Source organism: Lactovum miscens (assembly GCF_014202895.1).
Lineage (GTDB): Bacteria > Bacillota > Bacilli > Lactobacillales > Streptococcaceae > Lactovum > Lactovum miscens.
Genome location: NZ_JACHHV010000021.1, coordinates 12,164 through 29,082, shown reverse-complemented (window position 1 = coordinate 29,082; position 16,919 = coordinate 12,164). Strand labels below are relative to the sequence as shown.

Genomic DNA, 16,919 nt, shown 5'->3' with positions numbered 1-16,919 from the left:
TTACCCAAAGGAACAAAACAAACAACAGCTTCAGCAGTTGCTAAAATTGAGACTTGGATGAATCAATATCCAAGAAAAATGTTCAAGTATCAGACGCCATTTCAGATGTATCGAGGTGGCTAAATTAAATTTGCAATTTGCCATTAATATTTTAAATAGAAACGAATCAGAACTTTGCCCTGATTCGTTTTCTAATTTATTCAGAATTAAATTCTTTTTTTACCAATTAAACCAAGACATCAAGTTCATCTTATAATAAACCTCTTGAGCATAGAAAAGATTCCCACCATTTCTATAAAGCTTTCCGCCATTATAGAAGAATGACATAATATTCAAATGTTGATAAGTTTCACCAGTGCCATTACCTAAACTCGGTGCAACCACTTCTTTTGAATATTTTGCTGCGAGATCAAGGGTATTCTTTCCGCCATTGCTCGCAATGTAATCAATGTAACTTTTTCCAAAATTATAGGCCTGGACAGCTGTCCAAACATCCACACTTTTACTTTGCGCATAGGTTAACATGTCAGCCAAGTGAGCCACACCATTTTGAATAGAGGCAGTTGAATCATTTGTTGTATTTGTTGTTCCGGAGACTGACTCAGAAGATTGCATGACATCAACCTCTCCACCTTTTGTCTCTTGATAAATAATCGCTAAAACTAAATTTTTATCCGAACTTGGGAGACCATCTTTTTCAAGTTCTGCATTAACAATGCTTGAATAAGTTTCAACATTTTTTACATCTTTATGCGTTTTGTAAGCGTAAAAGCCACCAAAAGCAAGTCCTACTATTACAAGTAAGCTTAATAGTTTTTTAATCAAATTTATCTATCACCTAGAATCTTTTATAGGATCGCCAATATTTAAAGTTTCAATAAATCTTTCAAGCGATCCTTATTTGTGCACTTAGAATTGTTCTTACAATTCTAACAAAAATATAGTGAAAAATAAAACTTTTTACAAAAACTATCAGCGACGCACAAAAAAAAATACAGACATAAAAATCTGCACTTTTCGTTTTAATTGATAAAAATGTTTTATTAATCAGTGTAAATAGGGAATTTATCAGTGAGCGCAATGACTTTAGCTTTTACGAGTTCAAGTTCTTCTGGCTTATCATGGGCTTTTAGCGCTTCAATCACGAGATCTGCGATTTGTCTTGCTTCTTTTTCCTTCATTCCACGGCTAGTGATTGCGGCAGCACCAATACGGACACCTGAGGTCTTTGCAGGAGAAAGTTGATCATTGGGAAGCATTTCCTTATTAAGAGTAATATATACACTGTCAAGCAGGTTCTGAGCTTCAAGGCCATTGACCCCAAGTTCAAGGACTGACATATTCAACAAATGGTTGTCGGTTCCCCCTGAGAGGACATGAACACCGAGCTTCATAAATTCGTCAGCCATAGTTGCCGTGTTTTTGATGACTTGTGCTTGATATTCTTTAAAGGACGGCTCAAGAGCTTCTTTAAAAGCAACAGCTTTGGCAGCGATGACATGCATAAGCGGACCACCTTGAATACCTGGAAAGACATTAAAGTCGATTTTTTTAGCTATTTCTGGATTATTTGTCAGAATCATACCGCCTCGTGGACCACGTAAAGTCTTGTGAGTCGTTGTAGTTACGATGTCAGCATATGGGAAAGGTGATGGATGAAGTCCAACAGCGACTAAACCAGCAATATGAGCCATATCTACCATTAGTTTTGCGCCAACTTCATCAGCAATTTCCCGAAATTTAGCAAAATCAATAATACGGGCATAAGCTGAAGCACCTGCAACAATCAAGGCTGGTGAAGCTCCTCGTGCTATTTCAGCAATCTTGTCATAATCGAGTCGCTCTGTCTTTGGATCAAGAAAGTAGCTTACAAAATTATATGTTTTACCAGAAAAGTTAACCTTTGCACCATGTGTCAAGTGTCCGCCTGCATTCAAATCCATACCAAGAACAGTATCCCCTGGTTTGATCACAGCACGGTAGGCAGCCATATTTGCTTGTGAACCTGAGTGAGGTTGTACATTTGCAAATTTCACATCAAAAAGTTGTTTGGCACGCTCTATCGCAAGATTTTCAACTACATCAACACATTCAGTACCACCATAATAACGGCGACCGGGATAGCCTTCTGCATATTTATTGGTCAAAACAGATCCTTGAGCAGCAAGAACAGCTTTAGAAACAATGTTTTCTGATGCAATCAGTTCAATATTATGTTGCTGGCGTTCTTCCTCTGCGTGAATTGCATTCCAAAGTTCTGGATCAAAGTTTTCAAAAGTCTGTGTCATTATTAGTGACCTCCATCTACATTTTTAAATTTTACCATAGTAACTTTATTTACTTGAGACCGGTTATCCGAATATTGAGTGGTTCACATGAAACATTCGGGTATTTTATAAATTACCTTCACTTTATCCCTAATAATTTATTGAATATTTCCAATTTCCGGAACTTTTTCCAATATTTCTTCTTTCTTAACTGCACCATTCCGAAGAATTCTTGCTGGACTAAGTGTTAAATCAAGAATTGTTGTATCTAGTCCATAGTCAGAGTCATCTTGAAGAGCAAGAGAAGCTTTAGAAAGGATCTCACTTGAGAGATTTTCAAATAAAACAGGGCTTGCTTCACCTGTCAGATTAGCGGAAGGACCAACTAAGACACCAATTTCTTTGATAACTGATTGAGTTGAAGTGATTGATGGCATTCTAAAACCAACTGTTGTCTTACCAATATGGATCCATTCGGGAACTGAGCCACTTGCCTCTAGAATAATTGTCAAAGGGCCTGGGAGAAAGCTTTGAACCAATTTTTTTAAATAAATGGGTTGATTTTTTGAAAATTTCAGGATGGTCCCAAAATCTGAAACATTCAAATTGAGAGCTTTCTCAGTCGGACGTCCTTTAGCCGCATATAATTTTTCTACTGCATCTTGATTTGTTGCATCCGCAAATATTCCATAAACTGTTTCAGTAGGTAATATAACTAATTCACCATCTTTTAAGGCATTAACGGCCTCTCTTATTTGATTTTCCATATTTGTTTAAACTTTCATTCAATAGTTTGATGAGTGCTTCATCTTTGATTTGTAGATTGCTAATAGATATCGTCTCAGGTGTTCCATACAATTCAAATGAATTCTTATAAACTCCTTGCCAACTTCCATTTTCTGAGAAAATAAATGCCTCAGGATCCTTGACCATAATCAAAATAAGTTTTTGACTTCCATGGTTCGCTTCTCCAATACCAATAATATTTTCCCATTTAATGATAGGATTTTTCAAGTGATTTGTATTATCTTGAAGTCCAGATTGACTAATGATTAAGGCTGGTTTAAAATTCAGCAATTTTCTTAATATCAAAATGATAATTCCAAAAATAAAAAGGAGCAAAATGCTAGCCAAAATTATGAATAACAGATTATTTGTAAGAAAAAGGGCAAAGGCAATTGGAATAAAGAAAAGCATAACCAGTAAAAATAGACTTAATTGTGCTTTTTTAAAATTGATTTTAATTTCTGTCACCTTCATGCCCCTGTCTATTTGAATTTTTTATCTTACACATATCATTCGGTCTTTTCCGGAAAAATCTGGAAAAACTTCAACTTTCTTATCTGGGAAGGCGGCTTCAAAAAGACTTTTTACTATAGCTCCTTGTTTGTAACCAATTTCTAGATAAATTTTCCCATTCTCTGTCAATTGAGCTGGTGCTTGATTCGCTATTTTCTCATAAACTGCTAAACCATCATGATCCGCAAAAAGAGCCTGATCTGGTTCACTACCGAGTACTGAAATGTCAACCTCGTCTTTATTTTGACGAGAGATATAGGGTGGATTTGATACAATAATATCAAATTTTCCTTTGATGCCATCCATTACATTTGACTGAACAAATGAGAGTTTAACCGAGTTGACCTTCGCATTTTCTTTTGCGACTACTAATGCTTCGCTAGAAATGTCAGAAGCCACAAAATCCCAATCTGGCCTATTTTTGGCCAGAGAAACCGCAATGGCGCCTGACCCTGTTCCAATATCTAGAACTTTTTGCTTCCCTATCATTCGATTGTCGTTCAAAATCAGATTTATCAGTTCTTCTGTTTCTGGCCTCGGAATTAGAACACGTGGATCTACTTTAAATTTTAACCCAGAAAAAGTTTCCTCACCAACTATATATTGAGGTGGCTCGTGATTTTCTAGTCGAAGACTAATCTCTTTTAAATCAGCCATCTCCTCATCGGAAATTTCCAAACGCATTTGATTGATCCAATCGAGTTTACTTAACCCATGCAGGTGACGCCAAACATATTCAAGCTCAAATGGCTCCTCTATTCGAGTTGAAACCTCACGTACGGCTTTTATCCATATCATATTGACTATTTTACCAAATAAAGTCCTAACTGACTTTAATAGGGCTTCCAAGTTCAAAAAATTGTAAGTTTGACAAAATGAATAAAATTAGACATCGTGTCTAATTTTATTTTAAAATGTATTGTAATAGTTTTCTCAAAGTACTATGATGAGGGTGTCAAAAGGACCAAGATTTTTCAGTTTTCAAAACATACTTCAATACCAAAAGGAAGGTAAAATTATGAGATACACAAACGGAAATTATGAAGCTTTTGTTACCCCCAGAAAACCAGCTAATGTCGAGAAAAAATCAGCTTACATTGTAGGTGCTGGACTGGCGGGTCTAGCAGCAGCAATTTTTCTGATTCGTGATGGACAAATGGAAGGAAAAAAAATTCATATTCTTGAGGAACTCTCTCTTTCAGGAGGTTCATTAGATGGTAAATTCATTCCTGATGAAGGATTTGTGGTTCGTGGTGGACGTGAAATGGAAAACCATTTTGAATGTCTTTGGGATTTATTTCGCTCTGTTCCATCACTTGAAATAGACAATGCGTCCGTTTTAGATGAATTTTATTATCTTGATCGTGAAGATCCTAATTCGTCAAATTGTCGGCTCATTCATAACAGAGGTGAACGAGTTGAAGATGATGGAAAATTCACATTAAGTCGGAAAGCTCAAGATGAAATCATCCAACTTTTCTTGTCAAAGGAAGAGTTACTTGTTGGCAAGAGTATCCAAGATGTATTCTCGGAAGAATTCTTTGAGTCCAATTTTTGGCTTTACTGGTGCACTATGTTTGCGTTTGAAAAATGGCATTCTGCCATTGAAATGCGCCGTTATATCCTTCGCTTTATCCACCACATAGAAGGACTTCCAGACTTCAAAGCACTTAAATTTACAAGATACAATCAATATGATTCCTTGGTCAAACCAATGTTGGCTTTTCTAGAAGAAAAGGGAGTTGATTTTCGTTATTCTAGCGCAGTCGATAATATTGAAGTTGATTTTTCAAATCAAAAAAAAGTTGCAAAAGCCATTAAGCTTTCAGACGGTAGCCGTATCAATTTAACGGAAAACGATTTAATCTTTGTTACTAATGGCTCTATCACTGAAAGTTCAACTCAAGGATCCCCCACAACTGCTGCCCCCGTCAGTAAAAATTTGGGAGTTTCTTGGAAACTCTGGCAAAATCTGGCTCGTCAATCCTCAGAATTTGGTAATCCATCTGCTTTTTGTGATAATTTACCTGACGAAAGTTGGTTCGTTTCGGCAACAGTCACTTGGGAAAATTTAAAAATTCAACCTTATTTTGAAAAATTGACACATCGTCAACTTCGTACTGGTAAGGTTGTGACTGGCGGAATTGTGACCATCAAAGATTCTAACTGGTTGATGAGCTTTGCAACCCATCGTCAGCCTCATTTTAAGGAACAAACGACTGATCAAAGTACAACTTGGGTTTATGGCTTGATATCGAACACACCGGGTAACTTTGTGAAAAAGCCCATTGAAGATTGTACGGGTCAAGAGATTACTCAAGAGCTCCTTTTCCATCTAGGTATGCCAGAGAATGAAATTGTTGATTTTGTTAAAGAAAATACTACAAGTATTCCTGTTTATATGCCATTTATCACCTCGTATTTTATGATGAGAAAACCTGGAGACCGCCCACTTGTTGTTCCTACGGGGTCTCTCAATTTATCTTTCATTGGGAACTTCGCGGAAACTGATCGTGATACAGTATTTACCACAGAATACTCTGTTCGTACAGCGATGGAGGCTGTTTATCAACTCCTAAATGTAGATCGCGGTGTCCCCGAGGTTTTCGCTTCATCTTATGACCTCCGAACCCTTGCAAATTCCATTTACTATTTATCAGATAAAAAGAAAATTACTGAGATGGACCTACCCTTTGTAAAAAAGGAAGCTCTAAAAATCGGTCTCAAAAAATTACAAGGAACTTATCTTGAAGACTTGTTTAAAGAAATTGGATTAGTTTAAAAATTAACTTAAAAGGGTCACATCTGATTGGATGTGACCCTTTTTCCTTGAGAAAAATCAAAATAGTAAAATCGATTCCAAAATTTTTATCTTACTTACTACCTAATTTTGCTAACTTCTCGGTTTGATCAGCCATAATCAAAGCATCAATGATTTCTCCCAAGTCACCTGCAATAATACGGTCAAGTTGTTGAATTGTCAATCCAATTCGGTGATCAGTTACACGATTTTGTGGGAAGTTATATGTTCGGATACGTTCTGAACGGTCCCCAGTCCCTATCGTTGATTTCCGTGTCGCATCTTGTTTGTCACGCTCGAGTTGTTGATAATAATCAAAAACACGTGCTGTAATCACTTTGATAGCTTTATCACGGTTCTTTTGTTGTGTCCGTTCTTCCTGCATTTCAACTTTTAAGCCTGTTGGTATGTGGACCATACGAACCGCCGTCGCTACCTTATTGACATTTTGCCCACCCGCGCCTGACGCATGATAGATATCAACACGCAAGTCTTTCGGATCAATTTTATAATCAAATTCTTCGATTTCAGGCATTACTAATACTGTTGCTGTCGAAGTATGGACTCGTCCTTGAGATTCAGTCACAGGAACTCTCTGTACACGATGAGCACCAGATTCAAATTTTAGTTTAGAATAAACATTACTTCCAGAGACTTGTGCAACAACTTCTTTATAACCACCAATCCCTGACATTGAAGCTGACATGACTTCAAACTCCCAGCCTTGAGAGTCTGCATAGTGAGAATACATATTAAGCAAATCCCCTGCAAATAGAGCAGCTTCATCTCCCCCAGCAGCACCACGGATTTCAATAAAAATATTCTTTTCGTCATTTGGATCTTTCGGTAAAAGTAAAATTTTTATTTCTTCTTCCAAACGTTCTTTTTCAGCACGTCCTTCAGACAATTCTTCCTTGGCAAAGTCAGCTAGTTCAGCATCTCCGAGTAAGTCTGTGGCATCCGCGATTCTTTGCTCATTTTCTTTATATTTTCTATAAGCCGCTACGGTGCCACGGAGATTGGCCTCTTCCCTTGAGAGTTCCAAGAAACGTTTTGTATCTGTAACAACTTCAGGATCGCTCAGTAGTTCACCAAGTTCTTCATAGCGACCAAGTATACTTTCTAATTGATTAAACATTTTTTAAAGCTCCGGATTCATATAATGCTTGCGACAAACAGGAATATACGATTCATTGCCACCAATTTGGACTTGCTCACCTTCAAAAATAGGTTTTCCATCAAGGAGACGTAAAACCATTGTCGCCTTTTTTTCACAGTACCAACAAATTGTCTTGATTTCTTCAATTTTATCAGCTAAAAGCAAGAGATACTTTGACCCTTCGAAGAGCTCATTACGAAAATCATTCTTAAGACCATAGGCAATAACGGGAATATTAAGATTATCCACAATCTTTGCAAAGTCATAAATATTTTCTTTACTCAAAAATTGAGACTCATCAATCAAAATACAACGTGGTTTCTCAGAAAGCGCAGCTACATAATCAAACACCTTAAATCCTTCATCAATTGCCACCGCATCATGCGAAATTCCAATTCGAGAAGCTACTTTTCCTTTTCCGATTCGAGTATCAAGGTTTGAAGTCATCAAGAGAACAGGTTTTCCCTCTTCCTCGTAGTTGTGTGTTACTTTTAAGATATCTATTGATTTTCCGGAATTCATCGTTCCGTAACGGAAGTAAAATTGAGCCATATTCTTAACTTTCTATTTAATTATCTTTACAAGCCAAAGCCCTTATAACAAGGCTTTGACGTTTTATACGTTCTATACACTCTAGCTAGGCAAATATTTACTATTTTTATCTATTTTTAACTCAAAACTGTCCACTTATTGCCCCACGTAAATTGCAATCAAACCATTCAATTTATCCACCAAATCATTTGTCATCTTTGGCGTAATATATGAGTAAATTTCTGTAGTTGTTTTATGCCCAACTCTTGTCACATTTGACTTTACCTGAACATCCATTTCTACTAATAAGCACACATCATACATGAGAATGACGAAGACAATGAAAACTGTTTATATAGACCACTTCTTTTACCATACATTCTAAAGCAAAGGTTTAAACCACTTATGCCAATTGATAAACCAGTTCTACTGCAAAAAATGTAATCATGATTAACAAAAGACTTACATATCTTATCATTATTCGTTTCTATAAAAAAGTCAATAATTTCTACTGCTCTATTAAATAAAATAACTTTTCCATAATAAAGCAACGCTTTAGTATTTAAATGATTTATGCCTCTTATACCACCAGAATACTCTAAATTAACTTCAATTAAAACTAATTTATTTTTTCGATCAAATTTTTCTTATTATAAATAAAGCTGCTAACTCACAATATCTTAACCCTACTAAAAACGAAAATCCAAATACCATTCGTTTTCTATATGTCTGAAAATTATTGCTATCTGACATTTTATCAAAAAATTTTCCTAAGTCTACTTGCGTAAATAATTTAATATCATATTTTATCAAGTCATCAAGTGTAAATTTTGGTATTTATAAAATTACTTTATCAACTACAAGTTTCTTAATAATTTTCATCTGGTAAGCACAATAAAGTATGCGGATACCGTTGCTCACTTTAGTTGCAAACTATTAAAATAATTTTGAACTTGATAAGCCCTAAATTTTACCATTCTTTGGTTTCCAAAACTCTTTACAAATCTTCTACTCTTTTACAAATTTTCCGGCTGTTCTAATAGCTAGAAGCTTTTAAATACAACTTACTATCTTCTAACCAAGTTTTAACAACTTTCTGAAAATTTTAAAGACTCTAAATCCAAAAAGAGACTAAATTTACTTTCAACTCGTCTATCTTATTTTTGGCCTTAACTAATAATATTCGCCTGGCTTCATTCTTAGCTTGACCAGATTTTGATTTCAAAATAATTGATATTTTTCAGTCTTCATACTTGAAAAATTTAAAAGAAGAATTCTCCATAAATATGATTGCTTGTCAGAAACCCTTTGTTCAAACCATAACTCATTTACCTTTATTTCTTCAATTTTCATTTATATTCCCCTTACTTAATAGGGCAATGATAAAACACCATTTTATTGTAGCACACTCCTGTACTTTTCAGAACCCTTCATAATTAAGAACTTATCAAAAGCTGGTAACCAAACTCTTCCAGATAATCCGAAATAACCACCTTTGATAAACGTTTGTCTTTTTCATTAATGAAATATTATTCCTTGCTGTTGCTAGAGAAAATCCATAAAAATTTGAGATCTCTTTAACATTTGCGAATTTCTTTTCGATTTTCACTTCTTCAATCATTTTCCCCCCCTTAAAAGGCAAATTATAAAATTAAGTTAGCCACCTGAAGCAAGAAAAAAACACCTGAGACCTTTATACTTGAATTTGGAAAAATAAAGTAGAAAAGGATTCAGATGCAAGATTATTCTAACACAAATGATAAACATTTAACACTGACTGAACGACGTCAAATTGAACGTTGGCACAACAAGGACAAGCTAAATAACCGCCGGATCGCTCAGCTCTTAAATAAAGCCATTCAGACGATAAACAATGAACTTCGTAAAGAGAAAGTGCACTTAAAGATAAAGGCAAATACTCTTCGCATCAAGCACAAGAACACCACAGAGCCAATAAAAGTCACTCTGGCCGTCGATCTAAGCTTGCGTTTGACCTCAATAAAACCATTTTTTCAGGTGTTTGCCTTCGACCCTCTATCACTGGATAAATAAAAGCTAGTTGAATGTGAAATATCATAACTTACCTTACTCTCACCATAAGAAAGCGAAGAAACTTAGAAAAATACATCCCAAGCATACGTAGGGTTTGTCCATTGACCAACGTCCAGAGAAAATTAATCAACGTGAAAAATTTGGACATTGGGAAGTCGATATGGTACTTTTACAAAAGAAAAAATTAGCGCCAAACACGTTTTGAAATAATTCGTCTGATTTCAGATAAGTCTGCCCAATTTTTTAACACGGCACTTTTAGCACTTCAAGAGAAGATTCAGTTCGAATCCCTTACTCGGATAATGGTCATGAATTTGCCGGTTTACTATTGCCATGCCTATGCCAGATTTGAACGTGGAAGCAATAAGAATCATAACCGCATGATCCGACGTTTCTTAACCAAAGGAACAAAGCAAACAAAAGTTCAGGTTGTTGCCAAGATTGAGACCTGAATGAATCGTTACCCAAGAAAATGTTCAAGTATCAGACACCACTTCAGATGTATAAAGATGACAAAATTAAATTTACAATTTGCCTTTTTCTATTTTACTTTTTTGCCAAAAAAATAAATTATCACTCTATTTAGCATTTGCTGTCTTTGAATTTTTCCAATAATGAGCCAACCTTCCTACCATGTAAAATAAAGTCCCAATAATTGAAACAAAGAAGCCAATCGGCCAAGTTGTTAGATAGGCTAGACTAATTGAAAGCCATATATCGATTAATGAGATAATCATTGTAGTCACTAAGGCATTTACTGGATGACTGGTCAAGTAAATACTTGCTGCACTTGGTGTAATCAATAGACTAAAACAAAGCAAAGTTCCGACGATTGGGATAATAACTGAAACGGAAATAGCAATGACAAGTAAAAATAGACTTTCAATGAGACGAACAGGGATGCCACGGCTTTTAGCTATATCCTTTGAAAGTGAACTCAATAATAACGGACGATAAATAAGTGCTAGGAGAACTAAACAAACAAGCGCAAGCAAAAAAGTCTGGATAACTTGATCATCACTAACACCAACAATTTGCCCAAATAGGAGAGAGTATGCTCCTTCGGCATACTGATTGGTTAACCCTAAAAAAAGTGCCCCTAAGCCAAGACTTGTCACTAAAACTAAAGCTGTAGCAACATCCTCGTGTTCCTTTTCTTCTAGTCTGCCTATGAGAAGAGCGCCTCCAACTGTAAAGACTAAAAGGCCCAAAATTGGATTCACAGCGAAAAAGATCGAACTCGCTCCACCGGCAAAACCGGCTTCAGGTAAAGCATGGGCGATAAAAGTAGAAGAACGCATAATAATAAAGAAGCCAATACAACTAGATAAGATAGCAATGACAGAACCGCTTATCCAAGCATGTATCATGAAAACATTAGTAAACATCCCAAAATCAAACAATCGAAGCCTCCTTTATTAACTTTACTGCCCCTGCTTTCTTCTCATTTCTTTTTAATTTTTGATTTTGAATAAAACCAGAAATAAAATAAGATAACAAAATCTGAGCACAAACAAAGAAGCTAACTGGCCAACTCTTATGTGAAGGCAGCCATTGATAGGAATCATAGGCTAGCACAATCCCAATCCAAATTGATACTAATCCAATAAATGCCGATAAAATCATAGCTTTTCTAATCCGATGTGTTAATCTCATCGCAATGGCTGCTGGCCCTATGAGCAGAGCTGTACTTAAAAGCGACCCAATAATCATTGAATTTTGATTGACGACAAGAGCTAACAAAATAATAAAAATATAGTTAACCAGACGGACTGGAATTCCTCGAGTCTGTGCGAGTTCAGCATTAATTGAAGATAATAAAAGAGGCTTGAAAATAAGAATAAGCAAGATGACTGTGATTGGCGCCAAGACCAAGACAATAGGTAAAGTTGAGTGACTCATCATAAAAATTGAACCAAAAAGCACCATCATCGGCGCACCTCCCTGACCAGTATAGTGAGTGCCCAAAAATAGAAAGAGAGATTCACACCCTAATGCAATTGATAAAACAATGCCTGTGGCTAGGTCTCGTTCTCCTTCCCTTTTCCCCAAAAGCTCTATTCCTAACGCTGATAAAAGACCAAAGCCAAGAAATCCCCAAACCGTGTTTAAGCCTAATAAGAAGGCAACAGCTGCTCCAGCCCCTCCAAAATCTGATATGGCATGTCCCGCAAAAGATTGCCTTCGAATGATGACAAAAACACCAATTAAGCCTGAGGTAGCTGCGATTAAAGTACCCATTAGTAAGGCATCTCTAACTTGAAGATTTTGGAAAAATCCTGGAGCAAATAAAAATTTTAATAATTCATTCATTGTTCTAACCTTTATTTTCATAAGGATTGGGATTTGAAAAGACTTCAACATTGGAACTTTCATTTCCAATAACGATGAGTCTACCATTTACTTTCAAAACCTCAACTTTATAACCATATAGTTGACTCAGTACTCTGCTTTGGAAAATTTCATTGACTGTTCCAATGACTGAATTACCGTCTGCCAAATAAAGTACTCTATCCATCACCTCAAGAAGAGGATTCATATCATGGGTAACAAAGATAACTGATATACCCTGTTCTTTTCCAAGCTTTGCGACCAGTCTAACAATTTCATAGGAACTTTTGATATCCAGATTAGATAAAGGTTCGTCAAGTAAAAGTAATTTTGGAGAGCTTATGAGGGATTGAGCAATTAATAAACGTTGTTGTTCCCCACCAGATAACCTTCCAATCGGTGAATCCGCAAATGATACAGCCTCCACTGCTTCCAACATTTCATTAACCTTTTGCTTTCGTTTTTGAGGATGAAGTGAAAATCCCCATCTATTACCATCTAGTCCCAAAGCGACCAAATCTCTTCCTCTTAAAGGCGTTTGAGGATCAAGATTAAGTCTCTGAGGTACATAGCCAATCAAATTTTTGGTATTTTTAGCGTCAGCAATTTTAATTTTCCCTGACTGAGGCCGGATAAGTCCTAGAATTAGTTTTAAAAGTGTAGATTTTCCAGCTCCATTTGGCCCAATTAAGCCTATGAATTCTCCCGGATAGACCTCTAGATTAATATCTTTTAAAACTTGATGATTGCCAAAATTTAACTTAACATGATCCAAACTTACGAACGGATGATTTAAACTTACTTTCTGACTCATGAGAGTGTATTTGTTGAAACGCCATCTTTAATTGCCTTTGAAATCGCATCTGTTTCAGCACTGATCCACTTTTGATAACTATAACCAGTTGGCATTGTTTCATAAACACCCACAACTGGGATATTATTTTGCTTAGCCAAACTTAGCAATTCTTTTGTTGAACTATCCACTGCTTGCTGATTATAAAGAAAGACATTCACTTTCTTATCTTTAAAAAGATTTTCTTGAGTCCTAACATCTTGAGGAGATGGATCTGTACCATTCATCACAGCTGCCTGATAATTCCATGGTGTCATATTTTTTAAGCCCGCAGATTCAATCAAATAGTCAGATACTGGCTCAGTCACAGCAACGCCTGTACCAGCAAATTCATCCTTAAGTTTGTTAATGCCAGAATTAACTTCATTGATGGAATTATTAAATTTAGTTAAGTTGTCTTCAAAATATTGCTTTTTCTCAGGCAACTGCTTCTTTAAATTCTCAGCCACAAGAGCCGATAGTTTAACCATGGTGTAAGTCTTATACCAGAGGTGAGGATTTTTTGTATCACTTGGATAATTTAGGGCTTTAGAAACATCAATCACGTTACGTTTAGAATTTTTAGAACCAGACTCTATTTTGTTCATAAAATTATCATATCCAAGTCCATTTTGAACCACAAGGGTTGCCTTGCTGATGGTGCTAGCATCTTTTGTATTTGCTTCGTATGAATGTGGGTCTGTCGCAGGGTTACTCATGATAGCCGTAACCGAAACGTATCTTCCTCCAATTTGGCTGATTACATTTGCATATTCATTTTCAGAGCCAACTGCAATAATTTTCCCATTTGAATCTGACGAAGCTGATTTTGTGCAGGCAACCAATGTAAGCCCACTAAGTAAGACAATTCCCGAAATAGCAATTTTTTTTGCTCTATTCATTAATAATATTCTCCGATTTGATTTTGAGGAAAACCTAAAATTCTGATTTTGAGGCCTTCATGTGAGTTTCTTAGATCTAAAAATAAATGTTACCTGGTGAATGAAAGGTTAACCAGTTAACTATATACTTAACTGGTTAAGTTATATCAAAAAAATTTTTTTATGTCAAATATAAAATCTTCTTCTATTAAAATAATGTTTCTTCAATCAACAAAACATCTGTCCTTTTATAATTAGCAAAAGAGTTATAGAGTAGTCAGAGTGGAAAAGCTTATTTTATAAACATCCTGTTTTGCTAAAATAACAGTCGCCATTTGATGTTGTTGATAATTCTGGAAAGCGTTTAAACACTCAGAATATAAACAGAGTCCGAAAACACAAGTTCCAGCTCAACGAATCTAATAATGATCATAATACGCAATCATGTGACTGGTGGTTTAGATACAAACTTCAGTATTTACAAAGACAAGCCATATAAAAAATTAGAGAATCTTGTCAAATTTTAAAATGAAAAACGTGACAAATCTTAATTCGTTGTCACGCTTTAACTTTATTAATTTGTATTAGTCTATTGCAAGAACATTTTTCTCTCATTTAATTTTTTTTGGTATGTTCTTTCCAAACTAAACCATGTTTTTAAGAGCTGAAGGGTTATTGTACTCCTTCTAAATTTGCAATGTCCTTATGGCGAATTATCTTTAGTTAATTTTTCTAATAGTTTGGAAATATAAGACAAGTCCTGTTACTTTTCATTATCATAATAATATCTATTTATTCCTAGACGCCTTTATGACGAATTTCATGCAAAGAATTTAGTACATAAAACAGGATGATACATAAAGCTGAGCATACGAATAAAGTAATAAATAAGGGTATCAATGAGAAACCATTTTTGTTTGAATAACCTACAATATCTTTCAATAAATTAATCCAATAATTTCTCGCCGCTTCACCACCTAATTGCACAATAGTAGCTACAATAACTGGTATACTCATTGCTAACAATAAAATAACAATTTTCTTTACTCCTGTAAACATATCGTTGAATGTTCCTAATAACAATCCAAGTGAGGATAAAAATAGCAATAACGTAAAAATAAGTAGTATGTTTACAAATGGATTTTTGCTTGAATACACACTTGTTAAAAATACTGTTAAATCAAAATTTTTAATTGAAACTTTTGATAGCAAAAATACAATTATTGATGTACCAATTGATGTCATAATAACTACAGATACATTTACTAAAAATATATTGAAACGGTTCATTCCATTTTGAATAAAAAATTTGAAATCTGAATACATTCCAATGAATGAAATAATTACTGAAAATATCATAATCGGAATGAGAACATCTGAAGATACTTTTTCATTTCCTCCTGCCAGAAGCAATCCAACAACAGGGAAGATAATGCCAAATAAGAACCACCATGCAAAGAATATACCTAACGATATTACTTGTCTTAATAATCTATATTCAACCGCTGTTTTAAACTTCATCTTATTTTGCCTTCTTTCGATTTGTTATTTTTTTAAAATAGTCCTGTAAGTTCATGCGACTTACCTTAACATTTCCCAGACTTTTTCTTGAAAGATTTCCTTTTACATAAGCGGTCATTGATCCACCAAGTATTTCTTTTCCCAACACTTGAACATGGTCAAGAAATGACTCAACTTCATCAATTGATCCAGATAGGATGTATGTTTCATCCATTAGATCTTCAACATTTTCGTCAACAATAACCTTTCCACTCTCTAGAATAATAACTTTTTCTAAGAGGTTAGAAATTTCTTCAATTAAATGTGTTGAAATTACAAAAGTTCGCAGTCTATCTTGGTAAGTCTCAAGCAAAAAGTTATAGAACAGTTCACGATGATTAGCATCCAGACCTAAAATAGGCTCATCCAAAAAGATATATTCACAAGGAACGCATAAAGCTACAATTAATTTTGTGATACTTCTGTACCCAGTAGATAGCTTATTTAAATATTTAGAAGAATCTAATTCAAATTCTAATAACATATGATTAGCAAGATCCCAATTGAACTCTCCATAAAATTTCTCTGTTAATTTAAATAGTGATTTAATCTTTATTTTTGACGGATATAAATTATCCTCACTAGTTAAATAAATTTTATTCAGTGTTTTTTCATTATCTGAGATTTTTTCGCCATTAAGATCAACTTTTCCTACAGTACTAAAAATCCTATTATTTATTATGTTTAATAATGTACTTTTACCTGCTCCATTATTCCCTAGTAGTCCATAAATTTTTTTTGATTCAAAATCAATAGAAACATGGTCTAAGACATTTCTTTTGCCATAAATCTTACTTACTTCTTCAACCTTTAAACTCATTTTATATAACCTCTTTCAATTAAATTTATCAATTGTGCTTGAGAAATATTTAGTTTCTTCGCTTCTTCTAAAACATTTAACAATTTATGATTTATAAATTCCGTTTTCCTTTTTTCCAAAAGTTTTTTTTGTGCTTCAGGTTTCACAAACATTCCGAGACCTCTCCTCTTCTCAATCAAGTTTTCTTCAACCAACTTATTCATCCCTTTTAATATTGTTGCTGGATTTATTTTGTACATTTTTGAAATTTCTGTAGTGGACGGAATTTGAGTTCCCTCTTCGTAGGAACCATTGAATATTCCTTCTGAAATTTCATCAGCTACTTGCTGATATAAGGGAGCTTCTCCTTCAAAATCAAAGTTCATTCATCTCTCCTTCCTTCTTGTT

General features: G+C 34.8%; 18 protein-coding genes and 2 pseudogenes. 3 read left to right on the top strand and 17 right to left on the bottom strand.

Annotation, left to right across the window (positions count from 1 at the left end; all coding sequences use genetic code 11):
• Positions 1-123: pseudogene (locus HNQ37_RS08715) on the top strand (IS30 family transposase); the annotation flags it as partial.
• Positions 124-219: 96 nt separating this feature from the next.
• Here the strand turns inward: HNQ37_RS08715 and HNQ37_RS06040 are convergent.
• The 5 genes from HNQ37_RS06040 to prmC form a co-directional block, all read right to left on the bottom strand.
• Positions 220-825: a lysozyme family protein gene (locus HNQ37_RS06040; protein ID WP_183540316.1), complete on the bottom strand. Its 606-nt coding sequence runs from the start codon at positions 823-825 to the stop codon at positions 220-222.
• 218 nt (positions 826-1,043) lie between these two features.
• Entirely contained in the window at positions 1,044-2,288 is a 1,245-nt protein-coding gene (gene glyA / locus HNQ37_RS06035) for a serine hydroxymethyltransferase (protein ID WP_183540314.1), read from the bottom strand.
• A gap of 137 nt (positions 2,289-2,425) precedes the next feature.
• Positions 2,426-3,034 carry an L-threonylcarbamoyladenylate synthase gene (locus HNQ37_RS06030; protein ID WP_183540312.1) on the bottom strand — a complete coding sequence of 203 codons (609 nt, stop codon included), beginning with the start codon at positions 3,032-3,034 and terminating at the stop codon, positions 2,426-2,428.
• Positions 3,006-3,521, bottom strand: a complete 516-nt coding sequence (locus tag HNQ37_RS06025) for an STM3941 family protein (protein WP_183540310.1) — start codon at positions 3,519-3,521, stop codon at positions 3,006-3,008. The genes HNQ37_RS06030 and HNQ37_RS06025 overlap by 29 nt, the downstream gene beginning before the upstream one ends.
• Positions 3,522-3,548: 27 nt before the next feature.
• On the bottom strand, positions 3,549-4,364 hold the full coding sequence (prmC, locus tag HNQ37_RS06020; protein WP_183540308.1) for a peptide chain release factor N(5)-glutamine methyltransferase: 816 nt from the start codon (positions 4,362-4,364) through the stop codon (positions 3,549-3,551).
• 220 nt (positions 4,365-4,584) lie between these two features.
• Here prmC and HNQ37_RS06015 point away from each other — a divergent pair, with 220 nt between their 5' ends.
• Positions 4,585-6,348 (top strand): oleate hydratase, encoded by a 1,764-nt coding sequence (locus HNQ37_RS06015; protein WP_183540306.1) that lies wholly within the window; start codon positions 4,585-4,587, stop codon positions 6,346-6,348.
• Positions 6,349-6,439: 91 nt separating this feature from the next.
• Here the strand turns inward: HNQ37_RS06015 and prfA are convergent, their stop codons facing one another.
• The 5 genes from prfA to HNQ37_RS05995 form a co-directional block, all read right to left on the bottom strand.
• Entirely contained in the window at positions 6,440-7,504 is a 1,065-nt protein-coding gene (gene prfA / locus HNQ37_RS06010) for a peptide chain release factor 1 (RefSeq protein ID WP_183540304.1), read from the bottom strand.
• 3 nt (positions 7,505-7,507) lie between these two features.
• A complete protein-coding gene (locus HNQ37_RS06005) occupies positions 7,508-8,077 on the bottom strand; it encodes a thymidine kinase (protein ID WP_183540303.1) in 570 nt (189 codons plus the stop codon).
• A 135-nt stretch (positions 8,078-8,212) separates the two neighbouring features.
• Positions 8,213-8,371: a hypothetical protein gene (locus tag HNQ37_RS06000; RefSeq protein ID WP_183540301.1), complete on the bottom strand. Its 159-nt coding sequence runs from the start codon at positions 8,369-8,371 to the stop codon at positions 8,213-8,215.
• A 906-nt stretch (positions 8,372-9,277) separates the two neighbouring features.
• The gene (locus HNQ37_RS08575; protein ID WP_281374959.1) at positions 9,278-9,409 is read right to left on the bottom strand and encodes a hypothetical protein; all 132 of its coding nucleotides are present in this window, start codon (positions 9,407-9,409) and stop codon (positions 9,278-9,280) included.
• Positions 9,410-9,503: 94 nt separating this feature from the next.
• Positions 9,504-9,677 (bottom strand): hypothetical protein, encoded by a 174-nt coding sequence (locus HNQ37_RS05995; RefSeq protein ID WP_246415613.1) that lies wholly within the window; start codon positions 9,675-9,677, stop codon positions 9,504-9,506.
• Positions 9,678-9,790: 113 nt separating this feature from the next.
• Here HNQ37_RS05995 and HNQ37_RS08710 point away from each other — a divergent pair.
• Positions 9,791-10,616, top strand: a pseudogene (locus HNQ37_RS08710) (IS30 family transposase); the annotation flags it as partial.
• Between the two features lie 70 nt (positions 10,617-10,686).
• Here the strand turns inward: HNQ37_RS08710 and HNQ37_RS05980 are convergent.
• From HNQ37_RS05980 to HNQ37_RS05950, 7 genes are all read right to left on the bottom strand, one after another.
• A complete protein-coding gene (locus HNQ37_RS05980) occupies positions 10,687-11,511 on the bottom strand; it encodes a metal ABC transporter permease (protein ID WP_183540298.1) in 825 nt (274 codons plus the stop codon).
• Positions 11,504-12,421, bottom strand: coding sequence for a metal ABC transporter permease (locus tag HNQ37_RS05975; protein WP_183540297.1), 918 nt, complete (start codon positions 12,419-12,421; stop codon positions 11,504-11,506). Before HNQ37_RS05975 ends, HNQ37_RS05980 begins: the two co-directional genes overlap by 8 nt.
• A 4-nt stretch (positions 12,422-12,425) precedes the next feature.
• Entirely contained in the window at positions 12,426-13,253 is an 828-nt protein-coding gene (locus HNQ37_RS05970) for a metal ABC transporter ATP-binding protein (protein ID WP_183540296.1), read from the bottom strand.
• Positions 13,250-14,173, bottom strand: a complete 924-nt coding sequence (locus tag HNQ37_RS05965; RefSeq protein WP_183540294.1) for a metal ABC transporter solute-binding protein, Zn/Mn family — start codon at positions 14,171-14,173, stop codon at positions 13,250-13,252. The genes HNQ37_RS05970 and HNQ37_RS05965 overlap by 4 nt, the downstream gene beginning before the upstream one ends.
• A gap of 777 nt (positions 14,174-14,950) precedes the next feature.
• Positions 14,951-15,673: an ABC transporter permease gene (locus tag HNQ37_RS05960; protein ID WP_183540293.1), complete on the bottom strand. Its 723-nt coding sequence runs from the start codon at positions 15,671-15,673 to the stop codon at positions 14,951-14,953.
• A gap of 1 nt (position 15,674) precedes the next feature.
• A complete protein-coding gene (locus HNQ37_RS05955) occupies positions 15,675-16,532 on the bottom strand; it encodes an ATP-binding cassette domain-containing protein (protein WP_183540291.1) in 858 nt (285 codons plus the stop codon).
• The gene (locus tag HNQ37_RS05950; protein ID WP_183540289.1) at positions 16,529-16,897 is read right to left on the bottom strand and encodes a GntR family transcriptional regulator; all 369 of its coding nucleotides are present in this window, start codon (positions 16,895-16,897) and stop codon (positions 16,529-16,531) included. The genes HNQ37_RS05955 and HNQ37_RS05950 overlap by 4 nt, the downstream gene beginning before the upstream one ends.
• Positions 16,898-16,919 lie beyond the last annotated feature (22 nt).

What these genes read in the sequence shown, in the direction of transcription:
- HNQ37_RS05960 (WP_183540293.1), bottom strand. Translation starts at nt 15,673, where the DNA reads ATGAAGTTTAAAACAGCGGTTGAATATAGATTATTAAGACAAGTAATA.
- HNQ37_RS05965 (WP_183540294.1), bottom strand. Translation starts at nt 14,173, where the DNA reads ATGAATAGAGCAAAAAAAATTGCTATTTCGGGAATTGTCTTACTTAGT.
- HNQ37_RS05995 (WP_246415613.1), bottom strand. Translation starts at nt 9,677, where the DNA reads ATGATTGAAGAAGTGAAAATCGAAAAGAAATTCGCAAATGTTAAAGAG.
- HNQ37_RS05955 (WP_183540291.1), bottom strand. Translation starts at nt 16,532, where the DNA reads ATGAGTTTAAAGGTTGAAGAAGTAAGTAAGATTTATGGCAAAAGAAAT.
- prmC (WP_183540308.1), bottom strand. Translation starts at nt 4,364, where the DNA reads ATGATATGGATAAAAGCCGTACGTGAGGTTTCAACTCGAATAGAGGAG.
- HNQ37_RS06015 (WP_183540306.1), top strand. Translation starts at nt 4,585, where the DNA reads ATGAGATACACAAACGGAAATTATGAAGCTTTTGTTACCCCCAGAAAA.
- HNQ37_RS05975 (WP_183540297.1), bottom strand. Translation starts at nt 12,421, where the DNA reads ATGAATGAATTATTAAAATTTTTATTTGCTCCAGGATTTTTCCAAAAT.
- HNQ37_RS05970 (WP_183540296.1), bottom strand. Translation starts at nt 13,253, where the DNA reads ATGAGTCAGAAAGTAAGTTTAAATCATCCGTTCGTAAGTTTGGATCAT.
- HNQ37_RS05950 (WP_183540289.1), bottom strand. Translation starts at nt 16,897, where the DNA reads ATGAACTTTGATTTTGAAGGAGAAGCTCCCTTATATCAGCAAGTAGCT.
- HNQ37_RS06030 (WP_183540312.1), bottom strand. Translation starts at nt 3,034, where the DNA reads ATGGAAAATCAAATAAGAGAGGCCGTTAATGCCTTAAAAGATGGTGAA.
- HNQ37_RS06005 (WP_183540303.1), bottom strand. Translation starts at nt 8,077, where the DNA reads ATGGCTCAATTTTACTTCCGTTACGGAACGATGAATTCCGGAAAATCA.
- glyA (WP_183540314.1), bottom strand. Translation starts at nt 2,288, where the DNA reads ATGACACAGACTTTTGAAAACTTTGATCCAGAACTTTGGAATGCAATT.
- HNQ37_RS08575 (WP_281374959.1), bottom strand. Translation starts at nt 9,409, where the DNA reads ATGAAAATTGAAGAAATAAAGGTAAATGAGTTATGGTTTGAACAAAGG.
- prfA (WP_183540304.1), bottom strand. Translation starts at nt 7,504, where the DNA reads ATGTTTAATCAATTAGAAAGTATACTTGGTCGCTATGAAGAACTTGGT.